Genomic DNA, 16,099 nt, shown 5'->3' on the forward strand with positions numbered 1-16,099 from the left:
TGCGATGAAGTGCGGATCATCGGAAGATCTCCGCCCCGTCACTGCTGTAGATCTTGTTCTTGGTCGCGTCCAGGAAGGCGGCCGGATAGCGATAGGGCACCCCGTCGCCGCGGTAGTAGACCGCTGCCTCGCCTTCGCGGACCGCCGTGGAGCCCAGGAAGACGTACGAGTCCTTCTTGATGAGCAAGGGATGGATTCCGTTGGACACGTGGGTGCCCTGTTGTGTTTGCAGGCGCCTGAAGGCGACGCGGTCCGTCTGGTCCTGCGGCTGGATGTTCACCTGCTGTCCTGGGGCGCGGACCAGCAGCCAGCTGAACGCGCTGCGTTCTTCGGGGTGGATGTAGTAGTTGTCGTAGTACTCGCCGGCGTTGTCGAGGTTGAGCACCGGCGGATAGCCGCCGAACAGTTTCGGCAAGGCACCGACGAGGTCGAGGAAGAGCACCAACGACAGAGCGCACGCGAGCGCGGCCGCCCGTCGCCGCCCGGCCCACCGGCAGATCCACACCAGTCCGGCCGCGATGAACGGCGCGAAGATGAACAGGCCCTGCTGGAACGAACGCAGCACTCCGTAGTCGATGGAGGCCTGCGGCAGGAGGGTGAGCATTCCGATCACGGCGCCCGCGCCGACGGTCAGCGTGACCTGATCACGTGTCGGGCGGAATGCCTTCCGCCGCCCCCACAAGGTCGTCACGACACCGACGAACAGCAGCAGTTGCAGCAGCATCGCGGTGATCGCGCGGAAGCCGCTGTTCGCCGCCACCACGTCGACACCGCCGTCCTGGAGGGAACGGCCCAGCGGCGTGAGCGGCTGGACCTGCTCCGGTTCGGGCCGAACAGGGTAGGCGTCGACCACGCTCAACGGCAGATAGTCAGCACCCGCCCCGGCGTCCTCCCTCATGCGCACGGCGTCGGCGCGGTACTCACGCAGCCGCTCAGCCGGGCTGACCTGCGCCCCACCGATGAGGCTGTACGACACGTCCGAAGACCGGTTCCACGCCTGCCCGCTTCGAAGATCACGCACAGTCGTCGTGACCGACGTCTGCAGTTGCCCGCCCGTATGGGAGACAGGGCCGGTCCAGACCACTGCGGCGACCGCTGTGGCGACAAGGATCCACCAGGTGATGAAGCTCCGCTGGACGGTCTCCGGGGACGGTCGCCTTCTCAGCCGCGAGCACAGCCGCCACACGAGGTCGATGACGAACGCCAGCGCCAGGGTCACCACGATGATGTACGTGGTGGAGTAGTGGGAGAGGACGATGCCGAGGGCCAGCACCGTGAACGCGACCCGTCGACTGCCGACCGGGCGGCTGGTCTCGGTCAGCACCACCATGGCGCACCCGAGCAGGAGGAAGGCGACCTCCTGGCGGGCCATGAACACCATGTCGGTGAAGAACGTCGGGAACATCATGAGGAAGACGGCCGACAGCAGCGCGACGAGGTTGGGCGCGACATTGCGCACCGAGCGATACACCAGAGCCGGCGTGAGGGCGAAGAGCAGCGGCAGAACGACCTTGAAGACGTAGACGCCGGAGATCCCCGTCAGCCGTACCAGCGACGTCGGCAGCAGGGTGATGCTCATGCAGGCGTTGTACGTGTCGCGGTAGGAGCTGATGTTCCAGTGGTTGCCGGTGGCCGTCAGCTGGAAGATCTCGTACTCGTGCTGGATGTCGTGGCCCGTGATGTACCAGCCGCGCAGAGAAGTGAGAAGGAGAAGTCCGGCTGCCGCGAAGAACAGACCCAACACCACGATGGGGGCCGCGTACTGCCGGCGCCGCCACATCAGGAGCGCGAGCAGCACGGCGACGGAGACCATCGCGGCAACGCTGACGGCTGAGCCGGACTGGTTGTTGAGCCGGATCGGACCCGCGACCGACAGGGCGAGGGTGACAGTGCCGAGGGCCGACACCGCGACGAGACCTGGTGGCAGCTGATGAGGATGCCTCTCGCGCCACCGGGCGATGCCGTCGGCCAAGCGCTCCGACGGCGGATCCGTTGCGAGCGCGATGACGACCACGGCCAGGGCGGAGGCGACGGCGAGTGGCGTGCGGGCGAGCGGTTGCCCGATACCGAGGGGTGGCAGGGCGGTGTTCACCACCAGGGCGACGACGATGTCGGTGATGACACTGAGGCCGACGGCGAGCAGCACCCGGCCGTCGCGGGTCGAGACGACCCGGGATGCGATGCCGTACCAGAGCACCGTCGGCGCGCCGAGCAGGAGCCAGAGACCGGCGAGCGTCAGCAGCGCGGTGGGAGGCCCGGGCAGGATCTCGACGAGGACGGCCAGCGCAGTGCCGCCCAGTACCGCACGGCGTCCTGTCACCCGTGTCGCAAGGGTCGCGACGGCGGTCATCGTGAGCCCTCGGCGTTCTTGGAGCCGGGGGTTCCCAGACGGAAGTGCAGTGTTTGGGGGTGGTCGAGCAGCTTGACATGCACGCTTTCGGCGCCCTGCCGCAGCGGAAGGTGTACGACCGTCGACGCCGGGACGTCGAGGCGCCCGGCGAGCGTGGTCGCGGTCGACGCCGTCGTACGGCCGTCGGATGATTCGAGCCACACATGGAGCCAATAGCTGCGTTCGCTGTCCCCATGGCCGACGACCGATATCGGGACGCGGACTTGGGCCTGTTCGACGCTCGGCGCACTCGTGAAGTACAACTCGGTGTAGGAACTCGGCACCCGTGTGAACGATTCGCGCAACTCACGGCGTGCGGCCGGTGTCACCCAGACGGTCACCGCGCAGACGATCAAAATGACCAGCAGTACCACGATGTTGCGGACCAGGACCGAGTGACGGCGACGTCGACGATCGGGACGCGTGTGGCTGACGGGCGCCGTTTGTTGCTGCGACGGCGTCTTGAGGTTGCCGAGGAAAGGGCTCATGGTGCTTTCCTCCCGAGCTCACCCAGCTCCAGCGATCCGGCGGTCAACGCCCGGACGGCCTGCGGACGTCATGCCGACCGGGAGCCCAGTGGCTGAGCGGATCCATGGTCGGCTTGGTCATCGGGTGCGCGAGAACGTGTGCCCGCGGGGCCGCACCGCTGAGTCCGACACGGTCCCTGCGCATGAGGCGGACCTTGCCCAGAATGCGAAAGCAGGTGAGGGCGTCCTGCCAACTGATCTTCTTTCCCTCTGCGTGCGACCGGCTGTAGTAACTCACAGGAACCTCGAACGGGCGGATGCCGAGACGCAGCAGACTGGCAGTGATTTCGGTGTCCAGTCCGAAGCCGCGAGAATGCAGATGCAGAGAGCGGAAGAGGGACAAGGGGATCAGCTTCAGGCACGTATGCATATCGGCCAGATGTGCATCGAAGATCACATTTGCCACGAGCGTCATCAGCTCGTTTCCCAGGGCGTACCGGTACGACTGGTAGACCGTGTTCAGTCCGAACAGCCGCGCTCCGTAGACGACGTCGCACCGCCCTTGAAGGACGGGCTCCAGGAGTCGCGGAATGTCGTCCGGCGAATACTCCAGATCGGCGTCGAACGGAAGAATGTGCGTTCCGGTGGCCAGTCGCCCAGCCGTCAGCAGGGCTGCGCCTTTGCCGAGGTTGCGGGAGTGTCTGTACGTCGTCACTGAGGGATGCGCATGCTGAGCCAGCAGGAGCGGAGTGCGATCACTGCTGCCGTCGTCGACGACGATCAGTTCCATCGCGCACGGATACTCATGAGCCAGCACCGCGTCGATCGCTGTCTTGATCGTCCTTTCCTCGTTGTACGCCGCCATCACGATGGAGAGCTTCACCGGGCCATCGCCCGACCACTTCCGCCCGCTCGTCGGCAGGGGAACAGGGACGTCTGGTGCGCTCATCGTGGGCCCTCCTCGCTTGAGCCCTTACTGGCCGCGCTCGCTTCGTCGGACCTGCGCAGCGTTTGACCGGCCACTGGGGATAATTCGTACGCTTACGATGTATACGTACAACTCTGCACACGGAAAGCGCCACGGTCAAGACGGAGGGAGGCCCCTGTGCCTCCGCTGGTACGATGTACGTATACGGCGTAATCTGATGAAGATCGCGGATCCCGACGGCGTGCCGGCGCCGGTCCGAACCAGGACGAAGATCCCGGCGGTCCGGCCAGGCCTGCGTACGCGGGGTCGTTCGTGGCCGGTAGACATCTGGAGGCGCCATGCCCCCCATCGAGGACTACGCCCTCCTCAGTGACCTGGAGACCGCCGCCATGGTCGGTCGGGACGGATCCGTCGACTGGCTGTGCGTGCCCCGCTTCGACTCACCGGCCTGCCTCGCCGCCCTGCTGGGCACCGAGGACCACGGGTTCTGGCGGGTGGCGCCCGTGTCCGGTGGCCCGTGTACACGGCGTGCCTACCGGTCGGACACGCTGGTGCTGGACTCGGTGTGGGAGACCCCCACCGGAACGGTGCGCGTCACGGACTTCATGCCGCCCCGGTACCAACTGCCCTGCATCGTGCGGGTGGTGGAGGGCCTGGCGGGGGACGTGGTGGTGCGCAGCGAACTTCAACTGCGGTTCCATCAGGGCCGGGTCGTCCCCTGGGTCCGCGAGATCGGCCGGTGCACGGTCGCGGTGGCCGGACCGGACGCGATGTGGCTGAGTGCCGACAAGCCGGTGCGCGCGGTCGGCGACGGGACCGCCACCGCCTGGCAGATCACCGTCCCGGCCGGACACCGGCTGGCGCTGGCGCTGGCGTGGGCGCCCTCGCACCGTCGGGAACCGCCCGTGCCGCTGTCCGTGCCAGCGGAGACGGTACTCAAGGAGACCGTCGACTTCTGGCGGCACTGGAGTGGCCAGTGCAATTACCAGGGCCCTTGGCGGGACGCCGTGGTGCGTTCGCTGATCACCCTCAAGGCGCTCACCTACGCGCCCACCGGCGCCATCGTCGCCGCGCCGACCACATCGCTGCCCGGCTGCATCGGCGGGGAGCGTAACTGGGACCACCGGTTCTGCTGGCTGCGGGACTCCACGGCCGCCCTGTCCTGTCTGCTTCGCAGCGGTTACCACGCCGAGGCCACGGCGTGGCTGGACTGGCTGGTGCGGGCCATCGCGGGCGACCCGGCCGATCTGCAGACCGTGTACGGCGTCGAGGGGCAGCGCCTGCTGCCGGAGAGCGAGGCGCCCTGGCTGCCCGGCTACGAGGGATCGCGGCCGGTGCGGTTCGGGAATTCGGCGGTGGGCCAGTTCCAACTCGACGTGTACGGCGAGGTACTGGACGCGTTGTGGCGGTCGCTAAAGGCCGGCGTCCCCATGCCCGCCCACGTCTGGCATCTGGTCCAGGAACTGATGGGCTTCGTGCAACGGCACTGGCGGGAACCCGATCGAGGACTGTGGCAGGTGCGCGGCCCCCGGCGCCAGTTCGTGCACTCCAAGGTGATGGCGTGGGTGGCGGCCGACCGCGCCCTGCGGATGGCCGAACTGCTGGGCCGAGAAGGAGCATTGGACGAGTGGCGGGCCCTGCGGGACCAGGTGCACCGCCAGGTCTGCCGCGAGGGCTGGGACCCGGCGCGGCAGTCCTTCGTGCAGTCCTACGGCTCGTCGGCACTGGACGCCTCGGCCCTGCTGATGCCCCGGCTCGGCTTCCTGCCGGCCCGGGACGAGCGGGTGCGGGCAACGGTCCGGGCCATGCGCGGGCTGGGCCACGGAGGCTTCGTACGGCGGTACGCGCAGGGCGACACCCGCTCGTCCGCGACAGACGGCATACACGGTGGCGAGGGCGCGTTCGTCGCCTGTTCCCTCTGGTACGCCGACGCCCTCGCCGAGACCGGCCGGCCCCAGCAGGCCCGGGAAGCGTTCGAGCGCGTCCTCGCCGTCCGCAACGACGTCGGACTGCTCTCCGAACAGTGGGATCCGGACGCCGGCCGCCAACTGGGCAACGCTCCCCAGGCGTTCAGTCACATCGCCCTGACAGAGACAGCGTTCACACTGTCCGGGGCGCCGGGCGCGACGCCGGAAGGGCGTTGACCCGAGCCGGGCTCCGTCTCACGCTTTCTCCGGCTTCGGTCATCGCGCCGACCCGGCGTATCCATGCGGATTGAGGTGCTGGAAACGCCACGCGTCCCGGCACATGTCCGCGAGACCGAGGGTGGGGCGCCAGCCCCAGGCGCGCTCCACGGCGGAGAGGTCGGCGACGAGTTCGGCCACCTCGCCCGGACGCCGCGGCGCGATCTCGTACGGCACCGCCCTCCCGCACGCCTCGGAGAACGCGGCGACCATCTCGAGGACCGAACTGCCGCTGCCCCGGCCGAGGTTGTACACGTGCATGCCGGGTGCGTCGGTGAGATGGTCGAGCGCGACGCGGTGGGCGTCGACGGTGTCCATGACGTGGATGTAGTCACGTATCGCGGTGCCGTCGGGGGTCGGATAGTCCACGCCGAACACCCGCAACCGCTCCCGTCGGCCGACGGCCACCTGTGCCATGGCCGGCATGAGGTGGTCGGGCTCGCCGCGTGGATCCTCGCCGAGCAGCCCGCTGGGGTGGGCGCCGGTGGGGTTGAAGTTCCGCAGGCACATCACGGTGTACTCGGGGTGGTACCGGCAGACGTCGGCGAGGACCTGCTCGCACAGCCACTTGGACGCCGCGTACGGGTTGGTGGGGCGGGGCGGGGTGCTCTCGTCGAGCGGGCCGTGGTCCGCGTCGCCGTAGACCGAGCCGGAGGAGGAGAACACGAGCCGGTGCACCCCGTGCTCGTGCATGGTGTGCAGCAGCGCCGTGGTGCCGGCGACATTGTTGTCGTAGTACTCCACGGGAAACCGGGTCGACCTGGACACCGACTTGTGTGCGGCGAAGTGCACGACAGCGTCCACGGAATGGCGTTCGAAGACTGCCGAGAGCGCGCGCCGGTCCCGGATGTCCAGCTCGTACACCGCACCGACGAACCGCCCCGCCAGTCGCTCCACCCTGGTCAGGACCTGGGGCGTGCTGTTGGAGTAGTCGTCGACCACGATGACCTCGTAGCCGTGGTCGAGGAGGGCGACGCAGGCATGGCTGCCGATGAAACCGGCCCCGCCGGTGACGAGGACGGTCGACGGAACAGGCTGGCTTGGTGCCATGGCGGGACGCTCCGGCGACGCGGCAGGTGACGGCGTATGTTTACGGCGTATGTGTACGACTGTGCGCCCACGGTGCGTCCGGAGTCAAGCCCGTTCCACGGCCCGTCACGCCCTGACCAACAACTGAAAGTCGAACGCGTACCGCGACGCCCGGTAGATGTGGGTGCCGTACTCCACCGCGCGGCCCGTGTCGTCGTAGGCCGTGCGTTGCATGGTCAGGACCGCGGTGCCCTCCTGTTCGTCGAGGCGGGTGGCCTCCTCCCCGGTGGCGCGGCGGGCGCCGATGGTCTGGCGGGCGCTGTGCAGGGTGATGCCGGCGGTGCGGAGCATGCGGTAGAGGCCGGTCGATTCGAGGCGGGCGCTGTCCAGGGGGAGCAGGCCCGCGGGGAGGTAGTTGCAGAGCAGCGCCACCGGTTCGCCGTGGGTCAGGCGCAGCCGCTCCAGGAGCATGACCTCGCCGCCCTCCGGCAGGGACAGCGCGGCGGCCACGTCGGCGGGCGCCGGGACCGTCTCGTTGCGGACCACCCGCGTGGCCGGACCCTGTCCGGCCGCCTCCAGGTCGTCGTAGAGGCTGCTGAGTTCCAGGGGGCGTCTGACCTGGCTGTGCACCACCTGCGTGCCCACCCCGCGCCGGCGGACCAGCAGGCCCTTGTCCACCAGGGTCTGGATCGCCTGGCGGACGGTGGGGCGGGACAGGCCGAGGCGGTTCGAGAGGTCGATCTCGTTGCCCAGGAGGTTCCCCGGGGCGAGCACGCCGTGCTCGATCGCCGCCTCCAGCTGCCGGGCGAGCTGGTAGTACAGCGGCACCGGACTGCCCCGGTCCAGGGCGAAGTCCAGGGAGCCGAGCGCGGGCGCGGTCGCGGCACGCGAGGTGTCGCGGAGTTTCGCCATGGAGGTACCTCCCTCGCGGGGTCGGGGGCGTGCGGTCACAGGTGGGTGCGACGGGCGGCCGTCTGGCGGTCGTACTCCGTCCGCGCCGCCACCGCGGCCTCGCGCGCGGCCGTCTGGGCCACCGGCACGTCCCACCAGGCCTCCGTCGGGGGAGCGGCCGGGTTCGCCGGGTCCGTCTCGACGTAGACGCAGGTCGGGCGGTCCGAGGCGCGGGCCGTGGCCAGGGCCTCGCGCAGCTCCCGTACGGTCTTGGCGCGCAGCACGTCCATGCCGAGGCTCGCCGCGTTGGCGGCCAGGTCCACCGGGAGCGGGGCTCCGCTGAAGGTGCCGTCGGCGGCCCGGTACCGGTAGGCCGTCCCGAAGCGCTCGCCGCCCACGGACTCCGAGAGGCCGCCGATGGAGGCGTACCCGTGGTTCTGGATCAGGACCAGGTTGATCGGCAGGCCCTCCTGGACCGCGGTGACCAGCTCCGTCGGCATCATCAGGTAGGTGCCGTCGCCGACCAGTGCCCACACCGGGGTGTCCGGGCCGGCCTGCTGGACGCCGATCGCGGCCGGGATCTCGTAGCCCATGCAGGAGTAGCCGTACTCCAGGTGGTACTGGCGAGCGCTGCGGGCCCGCCACAGCTTGTGCAGGTCGCCGGGGAGCGAGCCGGCCGCGTTGATCACCACGTCCTCGTCGCCGACGACCGCGTCCAGCGCGCCGAGCAGCTGGGTCTGGGTCGGCACGGCGTTCTCGTCGGCGGCCTCGTAGGCCCGGGCCACGACCTGCTCCCAGCGCTCCTTGCCGGCTCCGTACTCCGCCTCGTAGGACGCGTCCACCCGGTGGCCCGCCAATGCCGGCGCGAGCGCCTCAAGACCGGCCCGCGCATCGCATACGACCGTCCGCGCGGCCAGCTTGTGGGCGTCGAAGGCGGTGATGTTGAGGTTGAGGAAGCGCACGTCCGGGTTCTGGAAGAGGGTGCCGGAGGCGGTGGTGAAGTCGGAGTAGCGGGTGCCGACGCCGATGACCAGGTCCGCGGTGCGCGCGAGGTCGTCGGCGACCGCCGTGCCGGTGTGGCCGATGCCGCCCAGGTCGGCCGGGTGGTCGTGGCGCAGGGAGCCCTTGCCGGCCTGGGTGGACGCGACGGGGATGCCGGTGGCCTCCACGAGGGCCTTCAGGGCCTCCTCGGCCTCGCTGTGGTGGATCCCGCCGCCCGCCACGATCAGCGGGCGGGCGGCCGCGCGGATCGCCTCCACCGCCTCCGCCAGCTCCACCTGGTCGGGGGCGGGGCGCCGTACCCGCCACACCCGCTCGGCGAAGAACTCCTCGGGCCAGTCGTACGCCTCCGCCTGCACGTCCTGGGGGAGGGCGAGGGTGACCGCGCCGGTCTCGGCCGGGTCCGCGAGGACGCGCATGGCCTGGAGGGCGGCCGGGATCAGGGCCTCGGGGCGGTGGATCCGGTCGAAGTACCGGGAGACCGGGCGCAGGGTGTCGTTCACCGACAGGTCGGCCTCGGTGGGGTGCTCCAGCTGCTGGAGCAGGGGGTCGGCGGGGCGGGTGGCGAAGTAGTCGCCGGGCAGCAGCAGCACCGGGAGGCGGTTGATGGTGGCCAGGGCGGCGCCGGTGACCAGGTTGGTGGCGCCGGGGCCGATCGAGGTGGTGACCGCCTGGGCCGACAGCCGGTTCAGGTGGCGGGCGTGGCCGACGGCCGCGTGGACCATGGCCTGCTCGTTGCGGCCCTGGTGGAACGGCATCGCGTCCTCGCCGGCCTCCAGGAGGGCCTGTCCGACGCCCGCCACGTTGCCGTGGCCGAAGATGCCCCAGGTCCCGGCGATCAGCCGGTGCCGTAGTCCGTCCCGCTCCGTGTACTGGACGGACAGGAACCGCACCAGGGCTTGGGCGACGGTCAGGCGGGTGGTGCTGCTCATCAGGACTTCTCCGGTGCGGTGTGGTGGCGAGGCGGTGGGTGCAGGCGCGGGTGTCAGCTCGGGAGCCGGGCTCGGTCCGTCACGGTGAGACGCCGTTCGGGAGGGCGCAGGCGTGGGTGTCAGCTCGGGAGCCGGGCTCGGTCCGTCACGGTGAGACGCCGTTCAGGAGGGCGCCGGCCTCGGTGCCGGCGTACCGGACGGTCCGCTCCAGGTCCCAGCCGGACAGCAGTCCGTGGCAGAGCGCGCCACCGAAGGCGTCGCCCGCGCCGGCGCCGTCGACCCCGTCCACGGGGACGGGCGGGACCTCGGCCGTGGTGCCGTCGCGGTGCACGGCGAGCACGCCCTTCGAGCCCTGCTTCACCACGGCCAGTGCCACGCCCGCGGCCAGCAGGGCCTCGGCGCAGGCGCGCGGTTCACGGACGCCGGTGGCGAGCGCGCAGTCGTCGAGGGTGCCGACCGCCACGGTCGCGTGGCGCAGGGCCTCCGCGTAGTACGGACGGGCTTCCCGCGCGGCGTCCTCGGCCGTGCCGTTCCACAGCGCCGGCCGCCAGTCGAGGTCGAAGACCGTGGTGCTCGTCCGGTCGCGGCACTTCAGGGCGGCGAGGGTGGCGGAGCGGCTCGGCTCCGCGCTCAGCCCGCTCCCGGTGATCCAGAAGATCCGGGCCGCGCGGATGGCGAAGCAGTCGAGCTCGTAGGCGGCCTCACGGGAGGTGACCGGGGCGGATCCGGACTCCTGGGCCGTCACCCAGCGGCCGTCGACGCCGGACTCCGTGAGGGTCTGGTGGAGATACGCGCCGGAGGGGTCGGCGCCGGTGCGGGCGATGACCGCGGCGGAGCGGCCGAGCCGGGCGACCGCGACCGCGACGTCGGCGGCCGGACCCCCGAGGACCTGCGGGAAGGCCCCGGTCCCCGCCGGTCGGGCCCCGGGCTGCCGCGGGTAGAGATCAACTCCGATACGGCCCATACTGATCACGTCGAACTGCTGCACTGGCTCGACCATGCGCGACGCTCCTCGATCCGGGCTGGGGACGCGGGGCCCTACGGGCCGTTGCCTCCCAGGTGTAGGACTCGAAGGGCGACGCTGTCAATAGTTTGTACTTACATTCGGACCTGTTCGTGAAATGATGTCTTAACAAAGTATTGACAGCGGCCGCGCCAGGGGAGTTGGATCCCGTCCCAACGCAAGTTGGTGCGTTTTCACAGATCCCGCCCCCCTTTCCCGACGTACTCCCCGTCGCACAGTGAGGTGCAAGGAAAGATGGACCGCTCTTCTCTCTCCCGTTCGCGGAGATTCGCACCCGCCGTGGCCCTCGCCGCGGCCGCGGCCCTGACGCTCGCCGGCTGCTCCAGCAGCTCGGGCGGCAAGAAGTCCGAGGAGAGCGCGGACGGCGCCTCCGCGGGCAAGGCCACCACGCCCCGGATGACCATCGCCCTGGTCACCCACCAGTCGCCCGGCGACACCTTCTGGGACATCGTCCGCAAGGGCGCCCAGGCCGCCGCCGACAAGGACAACGTCAAGCTGGTCTACTCGGCCGACCCGAGCGCGGCCAGCCAGGCCAACCTGGTCCAGAACGCGATCGACCAGAAGGTCGACGGCATCGCGATCACCCTGGCCAAGCCCGACGCCCTCAAGGACGTCGTCGCCAAGGCCAAGGCGGCGGGCATACCCGTCGTCGGCCTCAACTCCGGTGTCAGCGAATGGCAGAAGCTCGGCCTGATGGAGTTCTTCGGTCAGGACGAGACCGTCGCCGGTGAGGCGCTCGGCAAGCGGCTGAACCAGGAGGGCGCCAAGAACGCCGTCTGTGTCATCCAGGAGCAGGGCAACATCGGCCTGACCCAGCGCTGCGACGGCGTGAAGAAGACCTTCACCGGCAAGCTCCAGACGCTGAACGTCAACGGCACCGACATGCCGTCCGTGAAGTCGACGATCACCGCCAAGCTCTCCCAGGACAAGTCCATCGACTACATCGTCGCCCTCGGCGCGCCCTTCGCGCTGACCGCGACCCAGTCGGTGTCCGACGCGGGCAGCAAGGCCAAGGTCGCCACGTTCGACCTCAACAAGGACCTGACGGGCGCCATCAGCAAGGGAACCATCCAGTTCGCCGTCGACCAGCAGCCCTACCTCCAGGGCTACCTGGCGATCGACTCGCTGTGGCTCTACAAGAACAACGGCAACTACATGGGCGGCGGCGAGCAGCCGGTGCTCACCGGTCCGGCCTTCGTGGACAAGTCCAACGTCGACGCCGTGGCCAAGTTCGCCGCGAAGGGCACCAGGTGATGGGTATGACCCAGCACGCCGAGCCGGCGGTGACCACACCGCCGGCCTCCGGCCCCGGCAAGGTGAAGGACGGGCGGACCGCGGAACGGCCGCTCGCCATACGCCTGTTGGCCCGCCCCGACGTGGGTGTGTTCCTGGGTGCGGTGGCGGTGTGGGTGTTCTTCCTGATCGCCGCGCCGCCCGTGCGCGAGGGCAGCGCGATGGCGAACATCCTGTACCAGTCGTCCACGATCGGGATCATGGCGCTGCCGGTCGCGCTGCTGATGATCGGCGGCGAGTTCGACCTGTCGTCGGGTGTCGCGGTGATCACCTCGGCGCTGACCGCGTCGATGTTCGCCTTCCAGCTGACGCTGAACGTGTGGGCCGGTGTGTTCGTGGCCCTGCTGGTGTCGCTGGCGATCGGCTTCCTCAACGGCTGGCTGGTCGTGAAGACCGGTCTGCCCAGCTTCCTGATCACGCTCGGCACCTTCCTGATCCTCCAGGGCGTCAACCTCGCGGTGACCAAGCTGGTGACCGGCAACGTGGCCACCGACGACATCAGCGACATGGACGGCTTCGACCAGGCCAAGAAGGTCTTCGCGAACTCCTTCGAGGTCGGCGGCGTCCAGATCAAGATCACCATCGTGTACTGGCTGGTCTTCGCGGCGCTGGCGACCTGGGTGCTGCTGCGCACCAGGTACGGCAACTGGATCTTCGCGGTGGGCGGCAACAAGGAGTCCGCCCGCGCGGTCGGTGTGCCGGTGAACTTCACGAAGATCAGCCTGTTCATGCTGGTCGGCTTCGCCGCCTGGTTCGTCGGGATGCACAACCTGTTCTCCTTCAACACCGTGCAGTCCGGCGAGGGCGTGGGCCAGGAGCTCATCTACATCTCGGCCGCGGTGATCGGCGGCTGTCTGCTGACCGGCGGCGCCGGATCCGCGATCGGCCCGGTGTTCGGGGCGTTCATGTTCGGCATGGTTCAGCAGGGCATCGTCTACGCCAACTGGAACCCGGACTGGTTCAAGGCCTTCCTCGGCGTGATGCTGCTCGGCGCCGTCCTGATCAATCTGTGGGTCAGCCGCACGGCGACCCGGAGGTGACCCACCCCATGACCAACAGCAACGAAGAAGCGGGCACCCACGGCGCCATCCTGGCCGACACCCCCGAGACCGGCCCCGGCGGCGACGGTGTGATCGTCGAGCTGCGCAACGCGGGCAAGTCCTACGGCAACATCCGTGCCCTGCACGGCGTGAGCCTCCAGGTGCGGCCCAGCCAGGTCACCTGTGTGCTCGGTGACAACGGCGCCGGCAAGTCCACCCTCATCAAGATCATCTCGGGGCTGCACCAGCACACCGAGGGCGAGTTCCTCGTCGACGGCGTCCCGGTACGCTTCACCACCCCGCGCGAGGCCCTCGACAAGGGCATCGCCACCGTCTACCAGGACCTCGCGGTCGTCCCGCTGATGCCGGTGTGGCGCAACTTCTTCCTCGGCTCCGAGATGACCAAGGGCCCCTGGCCGCTGCGCCGCCTCGACATCGACAGGATGAAGAAGACCGCCGACGAGGAACTGCGGAACATGGGCATCGTCCTCGACGACCTCGAGCAGCCCATCGGCACCCTCTCCGGCGGCCAGCGCCAGTGCGTCGCGATCGCCCGTGCCGTCTACTTCGGCGCCCGGGTGCTCATCCTCGACGAGCCCACCGCCGCCCTCGGCGTCAAGCAGTCCGGTGTCGTCCTCAAGTACGTGGCCGCCGCCCGCGACCGCGGACTGGGCGTCATCTTCATCACCCACAACCCCCACCACGCCTACATGGTCGGCGACCACTTCAGCGTGCTGCGCCTGGGCACCATGGAGCTGTCCGCCTCCCGGGACCAGATCAGCCTGGAGGAACTCACCAACCACATGGCGGGCGGTGCCGAACTCGCCGCGCTCAAGCACGAGTTGTCCCAGGTCCGAGGCGTCGACACCGAAGCCCTCCCGGAAGAGGGAGACCTCACCGTGGCGGCCGGCGGCGAGGGGAAGTCCTGAGATGGCGGCCCCGCTCGACCGTATCCGCATCGGCTCGGCCCCGGACTCCTGGGGCGTCTGGTTCCCCGACGACCCGGCGCAGGTGCCGTGGGAACGCTTCCTGGACGAGGTCGCCGAGGCCGGCTACTCCTGGATCGAGCTGGGGCCGTACGGCTATCTGCCGACCGACCCGGCCCGGCTGACCGACGAGATCGCCCGCCGCGACCTCCAGGTCTCGGCCGGCACCGTCTTCACCGGACTGCACCGCGGACCCTCGGTCTGGGAGGCGACCTGGGCGCACGTCAGCCAGGTCGCCGCGCTCACCCAGGCCGTGGGAGCGAGGCACCTCGTCGTCATCCCGTCCTTCTGGCGGGACGACAGGACCGCCGAGATACTGGAGCCGCCCGAGCTGACCCACGAGCAGTGGGCCCACCTCACCAAGGGCATGGAACGCCTCGGCCACGAGGTGAAGGAGGTGTACGGACTCGACCTCGTCGTCCATCCGCACGCCGACACCCACCTCGACACCGAGGACCACGTCGAGCACTTCCTCGACTCGACGGACTCCGAACTCGTCAACCTCTGCCTGGACACCGGGCATTACGCCTACTGCGGCGGCGACAGCGTCAAGCTCATCGAGACCTACGGCGAACGCATCGGCTATCTGCACCTCAAGCAGGTCGACCCGGAGATCCTCGCGGACGTCGTGCGGCACGAGGTCCCGTTCGGCCCGGCCGTGCAGCGCGGGGTGATGTGCGAACCGCCGTCCGGCGTACCGGAGTTGGAGCCGGTGCTGGTCGCGGCGCAGAAGCTCGGAGTGGAGCTGTTCGCGATCGTCGAGCAGGACATGTACCCGTGCGAGCCGGACAAGCCGCTGCCGATCGCCGTGCGCACCCGGCAGTTCCTGAGGTCCTGCGGCGCCTGAGAGGGATGACCATGACCGAGCGAGGCACCCTCGGTGTCGCCGTCATCGGCACCGGCAAGATGGGCGCCGACCATGTCCGCCGGATCCACGAGGCCGTCAGTGGCGCCCGGGTGAGCGCCGTCGTGGACCTCGACGCGGACCGCGCCAAGCAGGTCGCCGCCCGGGTGGAGGGCTGCACCGCCTACACCGACCCGGCGGCCGCGATGGCGGCGGCCGACGTGGACGCCGTCCTCATCGCCTCGTCCGGGCCCGCCCACGAGGCGGGGCTGCTCCTGGCACTGGAGCACGATCTGCCGGTGCTCTGCGAGAAGCCGCTCACCCCCGACGCGGCCTCCGCGCTGCGTGTCCTGGAGGCCGAGCGAAGGCTTGGTCGGCGGCGCGTCCAGGTGGGCTTCATGCGGCGCTTCGACGCCGAGTACGTGAAGCTCAAGTCCCTGCTGGAGACCGGGCAGTTGGGGCGGCCGCTCATGGTGCACAACCGGCACCGCAACGCCGCAAGCCCGCCCTTCTTCACCAGCTCCATGCTGATCAGCGACTCCGTGGCGCACGAGACGGACGTGACGCGGTGGTTGCTGGGGCACGAGATCACGGCGGTGACGGTGCTGCGCCCGACGCCTTCGGCGAGCGCCCCGGAGGGCCTCCAGGACCCGCAGTTCGTGGTCTTCGAGACCGACGGCGGTGCCCTGAGCGACGTCGAGATCTTCGTCAACTGCGGCTTCGGCTACCAGGTCCAGGCCGAGGTGGTCTGCGAACGCGGCACCGCCCGCATCGGGGACGGCCACGCCATGGTCACCAACATGGCCGGCCGGTGGGGTGGCACCATCGCCCAGGACTTCGTCGAACGCTTCGCCGACGCCTACGACCGCGAGGTCCAGGCCTGGGTCGACGCCACCCGCCGGGGCGAGGTCACCGGGCCCAGCGTGTGGGACGGTTACGCGGCGGCCGCGGTGTGCGAGGCCGGCGTGCGCTCGCTGGACGACGGCGGCCGGGTGACCGTGGAGCTCGTGGAGCGGCCCGCGCTGTACGGCTGAACGGCCGTCGTACAGGGGAGTTCGGCGAAGTTCCCCCGTGCTCGCTACGTACCCCTCGAA

13 protein-coding genes are annotated in these 16,099 nt (G+C 69.7%); 6 read left to right on the plus strand and 7 right to left on the minus strand.

Features of this window, described 5'->3' with window-relative positions:
* Positions 1 to 16 precede the first annotated feature (16 nt).
* Genes ACFULQ_RS00135 through ACFULQ_RS00145 form a run of 3 tightly spaced genes read right to left on the minus strand, consistent with a single transcriptional unit; the run spans position 17 to position 3,805 of the window.
* Positions 17 to 2,320 carry a hypothetical protein gene (locus tag ACFULQ_RS00135; RefSeq protein ID WP_383535969.1) on the minus strand — a complete coding sequence of 768 codons (2,304 nt, stop codon included), beginning with the start codon at positions 2,318 to 2,320 and terminating at the stop codon, positions 17 to 19.
* Between the two features lie 26 nt (positions 2,321 to 2,346).
* Positions 2,347 to 2,877, minus strand: a complete 531-nt coding sequence (locus ACFULQ_RS00140) for a hypothetical protein (RefSeq protein WP_383535971.1) — start codon at positions 2,875 to 2,877, stop codon at positions 2,347 to 2,349.
* Between the two features lie 43 nt (positions 2,878 to 2,920).
* Positions 2,921 to 3,805 carry a glycosyltransferase family 2 protein gene (locus ACFULQ_RS00145; RefSeq protein WP_383535973.1) on the minus strand — a complete coding sequence of 295 codons (885 nt, stop codon included), beginning with the start codon at positions 3,803 to 3,805 and terminating at the stop codon, positions 2,921 to 2,923.
* Positions 3,806 to 4,122: 317 nt separating this feature from the next.
* Here ACFULQ_RS00145 and ACFULQ_RS00150 point away from each other — a divergent pair, with 317 nt between their 5' ends.
* Positions 4,123 to 5,928: a glycoside hydrolase family 15 protein gene (locus ACFULQ_RS00150; protein ID WP_383535975.1), complete on the plus strand. Its 1,806-nt coding sequence runs from the start codon at positions 4,123 to 4,125 to the stop codon at positions 5,926 to 5,928.
* 39 nt (positions 5,929 to 5,967) lie between these two features.
* On the opposite strand, the gene galE is transcribed toward ACFULQ_RS00150, so the two are convergent.
* The 4 genes from galE to ACFULQ_RS00170 form a co-directional block, all read right to left on the minus strand.
* Positions 5,968 to 7,017: a UDP-glucose 4-epimerase GalE gene (gene galE, locus ACFULQ_RS00155; RefSeq protein WP_383535977.1), complete on the minus strand. Its 1,050-nt coding sequence runs from the start codon at positions 7,015 to 7,017 to the stop codon at positions 5,968 to 5,970.
* Positions 7,018 to 7,122: 105 nt separating this feature from the next.
* Complete coding sequence (locus tag ACFULQ_RS00160; protein WP_383535979.1) at positions 7,123 to 7,908, minus strand: GntR family transcriptional regulator; 786 nt, start codon at positions 7,906 to 7,908, stop codon at positions 7,123 to 7,125.
* Between the two features lie 35 nt (positions 7,909 to 7,943).
* Entirely contained in the window at positions 7,944 to 9,818 is a 1,875-nt protein-coding gene (gene iolD / locus ACFULQ_RS00165; RefSeq protein ID WP_383535981.1) for a 3D-(3,5/4)-trihydroxycyclohexane-1,2-dione acylhydrolase (decyclizing), read from the minus strand.
* Between the two features lie 145 nt (positions 9,819 to 9,963).
* Positions 9,964 to 10,818, minus strand: coding sequence for a PfkB family carbohydrate kinase (locus ACFULQ_RS00170; protein WP_383535983.1), 855 nt, complete (start codon positions 10,816 to 10,818; stop codon positions 9,964 to 9,966).
* Positions 10,819 to 11,076: 258 nt separating this feature from the next.
* Between ACFULQ_RS00170 and ACFULQ_RS00175 the strand changes: the two genes are divergently transcribed.
* The 5 genes from ACFULQ_RS00175 to ACFULQ_RS00195 are packed head-to-tail and all read left to right on the plus strand — an operon-like array spanning position 11,077 to position 16,039.
* Positions 11,077 to 12,096 (plus strand): sugar ABC transporter substrate-binding protein, encoded by a 1,020-nt coding sequence (locus tag ACFULQ_RS00175; RefSeq protein WP_383535985.1) that lies wholly within the window; start codon positions 11,077 to 11,079, stop codon positions 12,094 to 12,096.
* Positions 12,096 to 13,175, plus strand: coding sequence for an ABC transporter permease (locus tag ACFULQ_RS00180; RefSeq protein ID WP_383535987.1), 1,080 nt, complete (start codon positions 12,096 to 12,098; stop codon positions 13,173 to 13,175). The genes ACFULQ_RS00175 and ACFULQ_RS00180 overlap by 1 nt, the downstream gene beginning before the upstream one ends.
* Positions 13,176 to 13,183: 8 nt before the next feature.
* Positions 13,184 to 14,104 (plus strand): ATP-binding cassette domain-containing protein, encoded by a 921-nt coding sequence (locus ACFULQ_RS00185; protein WP_383535989.1) that lies wholly within the window; start codon positions 13,184 to 13,186, stop codon positions 14,102 to 14,104.
* A 1-nt stretch (position 14,105) separates the two neighbouring features.
* Entirely contained in the window at positions 14,106 to 15,008 is a 903-nt protein-coding gene (locus ACFULQ_RS00190) for a sugar phosphate isomerase/epimerase family protein (protein ID WP_383535991.1), read from the plus strand.
* 11 nt (positions 15,009 to 15,019) lie between these two features.
* Entirely contained in the window at positions 15,020 to 16,039 is a 1,020-nt protein-coding gene (locus ACFULQ_RS00195) for a Gfo/Idh/MocA family protein (RefSeq protein ID WP_383535993.1), read from the plus strand.
* Positions 16,040 to 16,099 lie beyond the last annotated feature (60 nt).

The sequence above is a fragment of the Streptomyces sp. NPDC057253 genome (genome assembly GCF_042669125.1).
Lineage (GTDB): Bacteria > Actinomycetota > Actinomycetes > Streptomycetales > Streptomycetaceae > Streptomyces.

Bases quoted from the DNA above. Each gene is read 5' to 3' on its own strand.
- ACFULQ_RS00140 (WP_383535971.1), bottom strand. From the start codon at position 2,877: ATGAGCCCTTTCCTCGGCAACCTCAAGACGCCGTCGCAGCAACAAACG.
- ACFULQ_RS00145 (WP_383535973.1), bottom strand. From the start codon at position 3,805: ATGAGCGCACCAGACGTCCCTGTTCCCCTGCCGACGAGCGGGCGGAAG.
- ACFULQ_RS00150 (WP_383535975.1), top strand. From the start codon at position 4,123: ATGCCCCCCATCGAGGACTACGCCCTCCTCAGTGACCTGGAGACCGCC.
- galE (WP_383535977.1), bottom strand. From the start codon at position 7,017: ATGGCACCAAGCCAGCCTGTTCCGTCGACCGTCCTCGTCACCGGCGGG.
- ACFULQ_RS00160 (WP_383535979.1), bottom strand. From the start codon at position 7,908: ATGGCGAAACTCCGCGACACCTCGCGTGCCGCGACCGCGCCCGCGCTC.
- iolD (WP_383535981.1), bottom strand. From the start codon at position 9,818: ATGAGCAGCACCACCCGCCTGACCGTCGCCCAAGCCCTGGTGCGGTTC.
- ACFULQ_RS00170 (WP_383535983.1), bottom strand. From the start codon at position 10,818: ATGGTCGAGCCAGTGCAGCAGTTCGACGTGATCAGTATGGGCCGTATC.
- ACFULQ_RS00175 (WP_383535985.1), top strand. From the start codon at position 11,077: ATGGACCGCTCTTCTCTCTCCCGTTCGCGGAGATTCGCACCCGCCGTG.
- ACFULQ_RS00180 (WP_383535987.1), top strand. From the start codon at position 12,096: ATGGGTATGACCCAGCACGCCGAGCCGGCGGTGACCACACCGCCGGCC.
- ACFULQ_RS00185 (WP_383535989.1), top strand. From the start codon at position 13,184: ATGACCAACAGCAACGAAGAAGCGGGCACCCACGGCGCCATCCTGGCC.
- ACFULQ_RS00190 (WP_383535991.1), top strand. From the start codon at position 14,106: ATGGCGGCCCCGCTCGACCGTATCCGCATCGGCTCGGCCCCGGACTCC.
- ACFULQ_RS00195 (WP_383535993.1), top strand. From the start codon at position 15,020: ATGACCGAGCGAGGCACCCTCGGTGTCGCCGTCATCGGCACCGGCAAG.